Genomic DNA, 12,956 nt, shown 5'->3' on the forward strand with positions numbered 1-12,956 from the left:
AAAAATGATAGAAATTAAATGCTTGATATCATAATGAAAAACGGTTTCTTCTTTTTTAAAAAGAATGACAATTGAAATGAAGTTATAGTAATGTTATAATGATAATGGGAAATGTCTAATTTTAATTTATAGGAGCAATTTATATGAGTTCGCGTACGAATCGTAAGCAAAAACGTACGAGTAATAGATCGTGGGGGATGGTCAACGTTGGGTTGACCATTCTGTATGCTATTTTAGCATTGGTCTTATTATTCACCATGTTCAATTATAATTTCCTATCCTTTAGGTTTTTGAACATCATTATCACCATTGGTTTGTTGGTAGTTCTTGCTATTAGCATCTTCCTTCAGAAGTCTAAGAAATCACCACTAGTGACAACGGTTGTACTTGTTATCTTCTCACTAGTTTCTCTGGTTGGTATTTTTGGTTTTAAACAAATGATTGACATCACTAACCGTATGAATCAGACGGCAGCATTTTCTGAAGTAGAAATGAGCATCGTGGTTCCTAAGGAAAGTGACATCAAAGATGTGAGCCAGCTTACTAGCGTACAGGCACCTACTAAGGTTGATAAGAACAATATCGAGACCTTGATGTCAGCTCTCAAAAAAGATAAAAAAGTTGATGTTAAAGTTGAAGATGTTGCCTCATATCAAGAAGCTTATGATAATCTTAAGTCTGGCAAATCTAAAGCTATGGTCTTGAGTGGCTCTTATGCTAGCCTATTAGAGTCTGTCGATAGTAATTATGCTTCAAATCTAAAAACAATTTATACTTATAAAATTAAAAAGAAGAATAGCAACTCTGCAAAACAAGTAGATTCAAAAGTCTTCAATATTTATATTAGTGGTATTGATACCTACGGTTCGATTTCAACAGTGTCACGTTCAGATGTCAATATCATTATGACAGTAAACATGAATACACATAAGATTCTCTTGACGACTACTCCACGTGATGCATACGTTAAGATTCCTGGTGGTGGGGCAGACCAGTATGATAAATTAACCCACGCAGGTATTTATGGCGTTGAAACATCTGAACAAACTCTGGAAAATCTTTATGGTATTAAGATTGATTACTATGCACGAATTAACTTCACATCTTTCCTTAAGTTGATTGACCAACTTGGTGGTGTGACAGTCCATAATGATCAAGCTTTCACAAGTCTTCATGGGAAGTTTGATTTCCCAGTTGGTGATATCCAAATGAATTCAGAGCAAGCACTTGGATTTGTTCGTGAACGCTATAGTTTAGATGGCGGAGATAATGACCGTGGTAAAAACCAGGAGAAAGTTATTTCTGCGATTGTAAACAAGTTGGCTTCTCTAAAATCTGTATCAAACTTTACTTCAATCGTTAATAATCTCCAAGACTCTGTTCAGACAAATATGTCTTTGGATACCATTAATGCTTTGGCTAATACACAACTTGATTCAGGCTCTAAATTTACAGTAACGTCTCAAGCAGTAACTGGTACTGGTTCTACTGGTCAATTGACCTCTTATGCTATGCCAAATTCTAGTCTTTATATGATGAAACTAGATGATTCGAGTGTGGCAAGTGCCTCTCAAGCTATCAAAAATCTGATGGAGGAAAAATAAGTGATTGACGTTCACTCACATATTGTTTTTGATGTTGATGATGGTCCTAAAACTTTAGAAGAAAGTTTAGACCTTATTGGTGAAAGCTATGCCCAAGGGGTACGTAAGATTGTTTCAACATCTCACCGTCGTAAGGGGATGTTTGAGACTCCAGAGGATAAAATTTTTGCCAACTTTTCGAAGGTAAAAGCAGAAGCAGAAGCACTTTATCCAGACTTAACTATTTATTATGGTGGTGAACTTTATTACACCTCAGACATTGTGGAGAAACTTGAAAAGAATCTTATTCCGCGTATGCACAACACTCAATTTGCTTTGATTGAGTTTAGTGCTCGCACATCTTGGAAAGAAATTCATAGTGGGCTTAGTAATGTTTTGCGAGCGGGGGTAACGCCTATTGTTGCTCATATTGAGCGCTATGATGCCCTCGAAGAAAATGCTGACCGTGTTCGAGAAATCATCAACATGGGGTGCTATACTCAAGTTAATAGCTCTCATGTTTTAAAACCAAAGCTCTTTGGAGATAAAGATAAAGTAAGAAAAAAACGTGTTCGTTATTTCTTGGAGAAAAATTTGGTTCATATGGTTGCTAGTGACATGCATAATCTTGGTCCAAGACCACCATTTATGAAAGATGCTTACGCTATTATCGAAAAGACTTACGGAACGAGACGTGCTCGTAATCTTTTTATCGAAAATCCACAAACACTACTTGAAAATCAATATATATAGGAGAAACTATGACTCAGGAAAACACGAAGCGTGTTGAAATCGATGTACTTGCACTATTGCAAAAACTTTGGACTAAAAAAGTATTTATTTTATTTACAGCCTTTTATGTCGCTGTCTTTGCCTTCTTAGGAACTTACTTCCTCATTCAGCCAACATATACATCGTCTACACGTATTTATGTGGTTAATCAAGCTAATGATGGCAAAAACCTTTCTGCTCAAGATTTGCAGGCCGGTACATTTTTGACAAAAGACTACAAAGAAATTATTACATCAAACGATGTCTTGTCAGAAGTTATCAAAGATGAAAAATTGAATATGACAGAAGCAGAACTTGCTAAAATGATTTCAGTTAATATTCCTACTGATACTCGTCTTATTTCAATTTCTGTTAATGCTAAAACTGGTCAAGATGCGCAAACACTTGCCAATAAGGTTCGTGAAGTTGCTTCAGAAAAAATCAAGAACGTAACAAAAGTTGAAGATGTCACAACACTTGAAGAAGCTAAATTGCCAGAGTCACCATCTTCACCAAATATCAAACGTAATGTGCTTCTTGGAGCAGTGCTTGGAGGATTCCTTGCAGTGGTTGGTGTGTTGGTACGTGAAATCCTAGATGATCGTATTCGCCGTCCAGAAGATGTGGAAGATGCCCTTGGAATGACACTTCTTGGAATTGTCCCTGATACAGATAAAATTTAAGGAGAAGAAATGCCTCTATTAAAGTTAGTAAAATCTAAAGAAAACTTTGCCAAACAAACAGAAGAGTATTACAATGCCATTCGCACAAATATTCAATTTTCTGGTGCTCAGATGAAAGTGATTGCGGTTAGCTCTGTTGAAGCTGGTGAAGGAAAATCAACGACATCTGTTAACTTGGCGATTTCATTTGCTAGTGTTGGACTCCGAACACTTCTCATTGATGCGGATACTCGTAACTCTGTTTTGTCAGGTACATTTAAATCAAATGAGCCTTATAAAGGCCTTTCTAATTTCCTTTCTGGTAATGCTGATTTAAATGAAACGATTTGTCAAACTGATATTTCAGGTTTGGATGTCATTGCATCTGGTCCTGTACCACCTAATCCAACAAGTCTTTTGCAAAATGACAATTTTAGACATTTGATGGAAGTTGCTCGTAGTCGTTATGATTATGTCATCATTGATACGCCACCAATTGGTTTGGTCATTGATGCTGTTATTATTGCCCATCAGGCTGATGCCAGTCTTTTGGTTACAGCAGCTGGAAAAATTAAACGTCGTTTCGTAACTAAGGCGGTCGAACAATTGGAACAAAGTGGTTCTCAGTTCTTAGGTGTCGTCCTTAATAAAGTTGATATGACAGTTGATAAGTATGGTTCATATGGTTCTTACGGATCATATGGCGAGTATGGAAAAAAATCTGACCAAAAAGAAGGTCATTCAAGAGCACATCGTCGTAGAAAAGGATAGCATTAATGGGGATGATGCGGCTCCTTATACCTTAACAGATTAAAAAGGGGTTTAGAGTGAAAGAAAAACAAGAAATTCGTCGCATTGAAATTAGTATTATACAGTTGGTTGTGGTTGTTTTCGCGGCCATGGTAGCTAGTAAAATACCATATACAGAGATTACCCAAGGAAGCATTGTCCTTTTAGGTGTCGTACATGTAGTGTCTTACTATATCAGTAGTTATTATGAAAATCTTAAGTATAGAGGCTACTTGGATGAACTCATTGCAACTGTCAAATATTGTTTCATATTTGCTCTAATTGCAACATTCCTCTCGTTTTTTGCAGATGGAAGTTTTTCAATCTCACGTCGCGGACTTCTTTATGTCACCCTAATTTCAGGTGTTCTCTTATACATTACAAATACAGTTCTTAAGTATTTCCGCTCATCTATTTATACACGTCGTAAAAGTAACAAGAATATTCTCTTGATTTCTGATCAGGCACGTCTTGATAATGTTTTATCTCGTATGAAGGACAATATGGATGGTAGGATTACAGCAGTTTGTATCTTGGATAATCCTTATTTCACTGATCCATTTATCAAGAGTGTTAAACCTGAAAATTTGATTGAATATGCGACACATTCAGTAGTAGACCAAGTTTTGATTAATCTGCCAAGTGAGCAGTACAAGATTTGGGATTATGCGTCACCATTTGAACTTATGGGAATCCCAGTATCCATTAATTTGAATGCCCTTGAATTTATGAGTCAGGGTGAAAAACGTATCCAACAATTGGGTCCTTTCAAAGTTGTTACATTTTCTACTCATTTTTATAGCTATGGAGATATCTTGGCGAAACGCTTCCTCGATATCTGTGGAGCTCTAGTTGGTTTGCTGCTTTGTGGTATTGTTGGAATCTTCCTTTATCCTCTTATTCGTAAAGATGGAGGACCAGCTATTTTTGCTCAAGATCGTGTGGGAGAAAATGGACGTATCTTCAAGTTTTATAAATTCCGTTCTATGCGTGTTGATGCGGAAGAAATCAAGAAGAATTTGATGGCACAGAATCAAATGTCTGGTGGTATGTTTAAGATGGACAATGATCCACGTATTACCAAAATTGGACATTTCATTCGTAAAACGAGTCTTGATGAACTTCCACAATTTTGGAATGTTCTAAAAGGTGATATGAGCTTGGTAGGAACACGTCCACCAACATTGGATGAGTACGAATCTTATACACCGGAACAAAAACGTCGCCTCAGCTTTAAACCAGGTATTACTGGTCTTTGGCAAGTAAGCGGTCGAAGTGAAATTACCGATTTTGATGAAGTTGTAAAACTAGACGTTGCTTATATGGACGGATGGACAATCTGGCGCGATATCAAAATCTTATTGAAAACAATTAAAGTAGTAGTAATGAAGGATGGAGCAAAGTGATGGCTTTCTCCATTTCTTTTAATGGTGATTAAATGACAAAAACAGTTTATATCGTTGGTTCTAAGGGAATTCCAGCAAAATATGGTGGATTTGAGACCTTTGTTGAGAAGTTGACAGAGTTCCAACAAGACAAAGATATCCAATATTATGTAGCTTGTATGCGTGAAAATTCTGCTAAATCAGGAATTACAGCAGATACTTTCGAACATAACGGTGCTAAATGCTACAATATTGATGTCCCAAATATCGGGCCTGCACGTGCCATCGCTTATGACATCGCAGCTCTTAATAAGGCCATTGAGATTGCTAAGGAAAATAATGATCAAGCACCAATCTTCTATGTTTTGGCCTGCCGAATTGGTCCATTTATCTCAGGTATTAAAAAGAAAATCAAGGCTATCGGTGGTACCCTTATGGTTAACCCGGATGGTCATGAATGGCTTCGTGCAAAGTGGAGTCTTCCGGTTCGTAAGTATTGGAAAATTTCAGAGAAACTTATGGTTAAACATGCAGATCTCTTGATTTGTGATAGTATAAACATTGAATCTTATATTCAAAATGATTATGCGAAGTATCGTCCTCAAACAACCTATATTGCCTATGGAACTGATACAACTAAATCTCGATTGACTAAGGTTGATGATAAGGTACGCACATGGTACTTCGAAAAGGGTGTTATTGAAAACAATTATTATCTTGTTGTAGGACGTTTTGTGCCTGAAAATAACTATGAAGCTATGATTCGTGGTTTTATGGCGTCTAACTCTGACAAGGACTTTGTTCTCATTACCAATGTTGAAGAAAACAAATTTTACGACAAGTTGCGCCAGGAAACTGGTTTTGACAAGGATCCTCGTGTGAAGTTTGTCGGAACTGTTTATGACCAAGAATTGCTCAAGTACATTCGTGAGAATGCCTTTGCTTATTTCCATGGTCATGAGGTAGGTGGAACCAATCCATCACTTCTTGAGGCACTTGAGTCAACTAAGCTCAATCTCTTGTTGGATGTTGGCTTTAACCGTGAAGTCGGTGAAGATGGTGCTCTCTATTGGAAAAAAGACCAATTGGCAAGTGTGATTAATCAAGCTGAACAATTGGATGAACAAGCTATCGCAGACCTCAATCAAAAATCAAGTAAACGTATCGAAGAAGCCTTTACTTGGGAAAAAATTGTTACAGACTACGAGAAAGTATTTAAAGGATAGAAATGCAGAAAATTTTATATCTTCACGCTGGTGCCGAAATGTATGGTGCTGATAAGGTTTTGTTGGAACTTATTAAAGGTTTGGATAAAGAAGCCTTTGAGGCTCATGTCATCTTGCCCAACGATGGCGTCTTAGTGGGGGCATTGGAAAAGGTTGGTGCTAAGGTAAAAGTTATCGATTATCCAATCTTGCGCAGGAAGTATTTTAATCCTAAGGGGATTCTTGAGTATTTTGGCTCTTATAATCGTTTTTCAAAGCAAATTGCTAAATATGCTAAGGAAAATGGCATTACTCTTATTCACAATAATACGACTGCGGTACTTGAGGGAATTTATCTCAAACGTAAGTTGAAACTTCCTTTGATTTGGCATGTTCACGAGATTATCGTCAAACCAAAAGCAATCTCTGATTTCATCAACTTTTTGATGGGGCGTTATGCTGATACGATTGTGACAGTTTCAAATGCTGTGGCCAACCACGTGAAGCAGTCTCGCTTTGTAAAAAATGACCAAGTTCAGGTCATCTATAATGGTGTTGACAATGCCGTCTATCATGAAATGGATGCCAGCGCAGTTCGTGACCAGTTTGGTATCGCACAGGATGCCTTGGTTATTGGAATGGTTGGTCGAGTGAATGCTTGGAAAGGTCAAGGCGATTTCTTGGAAGCAGTGACTCCAATCTTAAAGGCTAATCCAAAAGCAGTAGCTTTTCTGGCAGGGAGTGCTTTTGAAGGTGAAGAGTGGCGTGTTGATGAGTTGGAAAAGGCAATATCAGACTCACCAGTAGCTGGACAAATCAAGCGTATCGATTATTATAGTAAGACAACAGAGCTCTATAATATGTTTGATATCTTTGTTTTGCCAAGTACCAATCCAGATCCCCTACCAACCGTAGTTCTCGAATCAATGGCTTGTGGCAAACCTGTAGTCGGCTACCGTCATGGTGGTGTCTGTGAAATGGTTAAGGAAGGTGAAAACGGTCTTCTTGCCACACCAAATCAGCCTGCAGAATTGTCTAAAGTTATTCAAGAATTGGCTGATAACACCGAGAAGAGAGAGCAATTTGGCAAGGCCTCTGTTAAACGCCAAAAAGAACTCTTCTCATTACAAAGTTATATTCGTAATTTCTCAGAACTATATAAGAAATAAAAAGAAGTACTAAGAAGTACTAAGAAGTACTAAGAAGTACTAAGAAGTACTAAGAAGTACTAAGAAGTACTAAGAAGTACTAATATGAACAGCGAAACACTAAAAAATAAATTAAAACCTATCGTTTATCCAATTATTAATTTTATTCCTAGACGAAGACTCAAGAATAAAAATTTCACGATTATTTGTGATAATTGTTGGGCTGGGAAAGTTTATCAGGAGTTGGGCTTGCCTTATCAAACACCATTTGTAGGGATGTTTGTCTTTTCGCCTGATTACATCAAGATGCTTAAGAATTTAAAACACTATTTGAGTGGAAACATCCCTTTGAAATTCGTTAAGGAATCAAAATATATCAAAGACTTTGATAATGCTTATCCACTTGCACTTCTTGATGATATTGAACTTCATTTTTTGCATTATGCAGATGAAGAAGAAGCTACTCAAAAATGGGAACGCCGTTTGAAGAGAATGCATTGGGATAATTTGTATTTTAAGTTCAATGATAATGATGCCTGCACGTATGAGTTGATGAAAGAGTTTGAAGAGCTTCCGTACAAGAGTAAGGTCATCTTCTCTTCAAAGAATTATAGTGATTTACCTTCATTGGTCCACTTTAAATCAGCTGAAAAGCAAGGGCATGTTGGTATCGATTTGAAAACTTACCACCGTTATTTTAATGCCGTTACTTGGTTGAATAAGGGTGGGGAAGACTTAACATAAAAAATTAGGTAAATAATCTATGAAACCACTTTTAACTGTCGTCATTCCAGTTTATAATGTCGAAAAATATTTAAAACGTTGTATTGAGAGTATCCTTATTCAAGAGTGGAAGCACTATGACATCTTACTTGTAGATGATGGAAGTACTGATAATTCTCCTCAAATTTGTGATGACTATGCTAAAGCGTATGACTTTATCTCAGTTATTCATAAGAAGAATGGTGGACTATCTGCAGCTCGTAACACTGGTATTTCTCATGCTGAGGGAGAATATGTCTATTTCCCTGATTCAGATGATTGGATTGAACCAGACACCTTTATGGTGTTAGCAGAAGTGGTGGAATCCCAGAAGTTTGATATTATCTCTTTTAATCGTGAGTTTGTGAAAGGTGAAGAAGATGCTATAGTTTCAGATTCATTAGTGACTCAAGTTTTTGAGGGTAAAGATGCTTTTGTACAGATGCTTAAGCATAGTTATATTACTGGTTTTGCTAATGACAAAATTTATAGAAAGTCTTTATTTACTGATAATGACATTCAGTTTCCTATTGGTAAATACTATGAGGATCTTGGTACCAATTACAAACTCTTTCTATCAGCTAAAAAGGTCTATGCGACCAATCAAAAGTATTATCACTATCTAATCGATAACCCCGATTCTATTACTCAGTCATGGAACGAGAAGAAATTTAGTGATATGTTTGGATTCTACAAAGAAGTTTTCTATTCTGAATCTGTCCGTTCACAATTAAATAAAGAAGAATTACAAATTTCGCAACTTTATTATGTAAACGGCTTGGTTCATATACTAGCAAGTTTGTATAAATCTAAATTAGATAAAAAATATATAGACATTACTAATCAAGTGAAACAAGAATTGCTTAAGAATAGTGTTTCTCTTTCTCAAATGAAAGACCAACCAAATAAGTTAAAATATGTACTGTTTAGACTAAAATTGTTAAAACTAGCCTTCAGTATACAAAATGTTTTTTGAAATTATTTTAGGAGTCAAATTTGAAATACTCTGTTATTATTCCAGTTTATAATGTTGAGAAATACATTGATCGTTGTTTGAAAAGTATTATTTCTCAAAATTATGATGACTTGGAAATTATAGTGATAGACAATGGATCTACTGATAGTAGTGGTAGTATTTGCGATACTTATGCTAGTGAGTACTCAAATATTTCGGTCTATCATATTGAAAACCATGGTGTTGGTGCGGCACGTAATTTTGGCTTGTCCAAAGCCAGGGGAGAGTTTATCTACTTCGTTGATAGTGACGATTATCTTGTTGGTAATCTCTTTGCTGATTTTGCAGATAAGCTAGTCTCAGATTTGGATTTGGCTGTTTTTAGTTATTACAATTCTTTTGAGGAAGATTTAACTGAGAAGCAGCGTACTGAAAAGTCACTTCCGTTTAAAGGGAGTTACGACAAGGATGGTTTTATCAAGATATTTAATGACTTATTCTTATCGGATATGCTTTACACAATTTGGAATAAGATATATCGCAGAGAATTTCTTCTTGAAAATAACCTTTCTTTTGAGCAGTATGAGTTAGGTGAAGATGTTCGCTTTAATCTTGATGTTTATCGTAAAGTCAACAAGATTTATCTTTCTCAAGATTCCTACTACGTTTATGTCATTGGTAGAAAAGGTTCCGCCATGTCGGGCTATAACCCTAAACGTCTTCAATATCAGCTTCAAGAATTGAAGATGGTTGATAGTCTACTTTCTGACTGGAATTTGGATAGTTCAAACTTCGTTAATACTGTAAAATCAAGAATACTGATGAGTAACATCTACAATATAACGAAACAGAATTTATCTGTAAATAGAAAAGTTAAGCTTGTTAAAGATACATGTGAAAGACAAGAGATAGAGGATTTTATAAAGAATGATTCTTCTGCATTGAATCCACTCATAAAACTGTTGTTGAAATGTCGAATGTATGTTGTTCTGATTTATCTTAAAAAAATACAGATGGTATTACAACATTTATAAGAATAATTGAAAGGTATGGAAAGTACTTGTGAATAGCAGTCGCTTTATCTCAGAGAAAATCTATTTATTTACTCTTTTTATTTGGGTATTATTTGTATCTCTGGTAACTACAACTTATTTTGTAAGGGTGGATGGTTTTTTGTCACTCTATCGTATCTTGCTCTATTTTACAATAGGTATGATTACGATAAAGGAACTCATTAATCTTCCTAATACCATTAATTATTTCAGATACCACTTGAAGGAATTAATAATTTTCCTATTATTTACCTTGACCATGTTAATTGTGTCAAAAAATCGAGATGGTCTTCCTGATATTAACGTTTTGCTGTTAGTTTTTTCAGCTAGGGATATAGAGTTCAAGAAGTTATTAGGGACTTTCTCCTTCGCCACATTTTTAGTGCTGTTTGTAACAATTCTAGCTAGTAAGATGGGCATTATCTCAAATATGTTAATGAGTGCAGATAGTGGTTATCGTTATAGTTTAGGATTCAACTATGTGTCCTTTGCCTCTCAACGTATGTTCTTTGCCCTATGTAGTTACTTAATGTTCAGAGGAAAGAAAGTTTCTTATCTAGAGTTGTTAGCTCTACTGTTTGCTACATTTTATATGTACCAACAGACTTCAACCTCAAGTCCACTTTATCTTAGTCTCTTGATTTTGACTTATGCGTTATTTAGTCTTAAGGTCTTTAAATTTGATTTTATAGACAGTAATGTTATTACGGCAAATATTTCTAAATATGGTTTTATTATTGCATTGCTCATTACTCTTTATTTCTGTTTCTATTCAACTGGTGATTTATTCCATCTTGTTGACCAATTTACACATAATCGTCTAAGACTGAGTGTTCAAGGATTCCGAAACTTCGGAGTTTCCTTATTAGGTCGACCAATTTCATTTACAACCATGGACATCTTCGGTAATTTTTCAAGCAACTATAACTTTATTGATAGCTCGTTTGTGCAGTTACTCGTAATTGATGGATTGGCTGTTAGTGCATTTATGTTATTTGCTTTAACACGTGTCATGAATTATTTTGTGACTAATCGAAAAGATATTGTCCTTGCTTGCTTAGGTGTTATGATTATTCATGGCATGTTTGATCCGCAAATGCTTGTTCTTCGTTATTCACCTCTTATCTTATTGATTAGTCGACTCTTTGTGATGAAGACTGATAAAGATTTTTTGTAAGTGAAACAGAGGTATATCATTTAGAAAGTCTAAACAGAGTCATATACATATGAAAGTTTTAAAAAATTACGCCTACAATCTTTCCTATCAATTACTGGTCATAGTTTTACCAATCATTACGACACCTTATGTTACTAGGATTTTTAGTTCAAAGGATTTAGGTACTTATGGTTACTTTAACTCTATTGTGACCTACTTTATTCTTTTGGCGACTTTAGGTGTTGCCAATTATGGTACTAAAGAGATTTCAGGGCATCGGAAGGATATTCGCAAAAATTTCTGGGGTATTTATACCCTCCAATTGATTGCGACTATTTTGTCTCTTGTCTTGTATACATCATTATGTTTGTTCTTTCCTGGTATGCAAAATATGGTGGCTTATATCTTAGGATTAAGCTTGATATCGAAAGGGATGGACATTTCTTGGTTATTCCAGGGTTTGGAGGATTTTCGTCGTATTACCGCAAGGAATACAACGGTGAAGGTTTTAGGAGTTGTTTCCATCTTCCTATTTGTGAAAACACCTGGTGATTTATATCTCTATGTTTTCCTATTGACCTTCTTCGAATTGCTTGGGCAATTGAGTATGTGGTTACCAGCAAGACCTTACATTGGAGAACCACAATTTGATTTATCCTATGCTAAGAAACATCTTAAACCTGTTATTTTGCTGTTTCTCCCTCAGGTTGCCATTTCACTATACGTGACTTTGGATCGTACCATGTTGGGTGCCTTGTCATCGACAAATGATGTAGGGATTTATGATCAGGCTTTGAAAATAATTAATATTTTGTTGACGTTGGTGACTTCATTGGGAAGTGTAATGCTTCCAAGGGTATCTGGTCTTTTGTCTAGTGGAGACTATAAGGCTGTTAACAAGATGCATGAATTCTCTTTCTTGATTTATAATCTCGTCATTTTCCCAATTATTGCTGGTCTCTTGGTTGTCAATAAAGACTTTGTTAGTTTTTTCCTAGGAAAGGACTTCCAAGCAGCTAATATTGCCATTGCCATCATGGTCTTTAGGATGTTCTTTATTGGTTGGACAAATATTATGGGAATCCAGATTTTGATTCCACACAATAAACATCGTGAGTTTATGCTCTCTACGACTATTCCGGCTGTTGTCAGTGTTGGACTTAATCTCTTGTTAATTCCTCCATTTGGCTTTGTTGGTGCCTCAATTGTATCAGTTTTAACAGAGGCTTTGGTATGGTTCATTCAATTGTACTTCAGCCTTCCTTACCTCAAAGAAGTACCGATTCTTGAGTCTATGGCAAAAATTGTATGCGCATCTGCTATGATGTATGGCTTGTTGCTAAGTGCAAAACCATTCTTGCATTTTCCACCTACTTTAAATGTTCTTGTGTATGCAGTGCTTGGTGGCCTCATTTACCTTCTTGCTATTCTAGTTTTGAAAGTGGTAGATGTTAAAGAATTAAAACAAATAATAGGGAAAAATTAGAA

12 protein-coding genes are annotated in these 12,956 nt (G+C 35.8%); all 12 read left to right on the forward strand.

The window, feature by feature from the left end:
* The first annotated feature begins 143 nt into the window (after positions 1-143).
* Complete coding sequence (locus NYE32_RS04790; RefSeq protein ID WP_073950429.1) at positions 144-1,604, forward strand: LCP family protein; 1,461 nt, start codon at positions 144-146, stop codon at positions 1,602-1,604.
* Entirely contained in the window at positions 1,605-2,336 is a 732-nt protein-coding gene (gene cps4B / locus NYE32_RS04795; RefSeq protein ID WP_048790944.1) for a capsular polysaccharide biosynthesis protein Cps4B, read from the forward strand.
* 8 nt (positions 2,337-2,344) lie between these two features.
* Positions 2,345-3,037, forward strand: a complete 693-nt coding sequence (locus NYE32_RS04800) for a capsular polysaccharide biosynthesis protein (protein WP_048790943.1) — start codon at positions 2,345-2,347, stop codon at positions 3,035-3,037.
* 9 nt (positions 3,038-3,046) lie between these two features.
* Complete coding sequence (locus NYE32_RS04805) at positions 3,047-3,787, forward strand: tyrosine-protein kinase (RefSeq protein WP_002890888.1); 741 nt, start codon at positions 3,047-3,049, stop codon at positions 3,785-3,787.
* Positions 3,788-3,843: 56 nt separating this feature from the next.
* Positions 3,844-5,211, forward strand: a complete 1,368-nt coding sequence (locus tag NYE32_RS04810; protein ID WP_156685381.1) for a sugar transferase — start codon at positions 3,844-3,846, stop codon at positions 5,209-5,211.
* 32 nt (positions 5,212-5,243) lie between these two features.
* Entirely contained in the window at positions 5,244-6,416 is a 1,173-nt protein-coding gene (locus NYE32_RS04815) for a glycosyltransferase family 1 protein (protein WP_156685380.1), read from the forward strand.
* 2 nt (positions 6,417-6,418) lie between these two features.
* On the forward strand, positions 6,419-7,564 hold the full coding sequence (locus NYE32_RS04820; RefSeq protein ID WP_155198505.1) for a glycosyltransferase family 4 protein: 1,146 nt from the start codon (positions 6,419-6,421) through the stop codon (positions 7,562-7,564).
* Positions 7,565-7,648: 84 nt separating this feature from the next.
* Entirely contained in the window at positions 7,649-8,287 is a 639-nt protein-coding gene (locus NYE32_RS04825) for a DUF1919 domain-containing protein (protein ID WP_155198504.1), read from the forward strand.
* Between the two features lie 19 nt (positions 8,288-8,306).
* Complete coding sequence (locus NYE32_RS04830) at positions 8,307-9,281, forward strand: glycosyltransferase (protein WP_155198503.1); 975 nt, start codon at positions 8,307-8,309, stop codon at positions 9,279-9,281.
* A 20-nt stretch (positions 9,282-9,301) separates the two neighbouring features.
* Entirely contained in the window at positions 9,302-10,294 is a 993-nt protein-coding gene (locus tag NYE32_RS04835; protein WP_107373031.1) for a glycosyltransferase, read from the forward strand.
* Between the two features lie 28 nt (positions 10,295-10,322).
* Positions 10,323-11,489 carry a polymerase gene (locus tag NYE32_RS04840; protein ID WP_156685379.1) on the forward strand — a complete coding sequence of 389 codons (1,167 nt, stop codon included), beginning with the start codon at positions 10,323-10,325 and terminating at the stop codon, positions 11,487-11,489.
* 49 nt (positions 11,490-11,538) lie between these two features.
* Complete coding sequence (locus NYE32_RS04845; RefSeq protein WP_156685378.1) at positions 11,539-12,954, forward strand: flippase; 1,416 nt, start codon at positions 11,539-11,541, stop codon at positions 12,952-12,954.
* Positions 12,955-12,956 lie beyond the last annotated feature (2 nt).

It is taken from the genome of Streptococcus sp. FSL R7-0248 (assembly GCF_037967965.1).
GTDB lineage: Bacteria > Bacillota > Bacilli > Lactobacillales > Streptococcaceae > Streptococcus.

What these genes read in the sequence shown, in the direction of transcription:
- NYE32_RS04825 (WP_155198504.1), top strand. Translation starts at nt 7,649, where the DNA reads ATGAACAGCGAAACACTAAAAAATAAATTAAAACCTATCGTTTATCCA.
- NYE32_RS04820 (WP_155198505.1), top strand. Translation starts at nt 6,419, where the DNA reads ATGCAGAAAATTTTATATCTTCACGCTGGTGCCGAAATGTATGGTGCT.
- NYE32_RS04800 (WP_048790943.1), top strand. Translation starts at nt 2,345, where the DNA reads ATGACTCAGGAAAACACGAAGCGTGTTGAAATCGATGTACTTGCACTA.
- NYE32_RS04830 (WP_155198503.1), top strand. Translation starts at nt 8,307, where the DNA reads ATGAAACCACTTTTAACTGTCGTCATTCCAGTTTATAATGTCGAAAAA.
- NYE32_RS04845 (WP_156685378.1), top strand. Translation starts at nt 11,539, where the DNA reads ATGAAAGTTTTAAAAAATTACGCCTACAATCTTTCCTATCAATTACTG.
- NYE32_RS04790 (WP_073950429.1), top strand. Translation starts at nt 144, where the DNA reads ATGAGTTCGCGTACGAATCGTAAGCAAAAACGTACGAGTAATAGATCG.
- NYE32_RS04815 (WP_156685380.1), top strand. Translation starts at nt 5,244, where the DNA reads ATGACAAAAACAGTTTATATCGTTGGTTCTAAGGGAATTCCAGCAAAA.
- NYE32_RS04805 (WP_002890888.1), top strand. Translation starts at nt 3,047, where the DNA reads ATGCCTCTATTAAAGTTAGTAAAATCTAAAGAAAACTTTGCCAAACAA.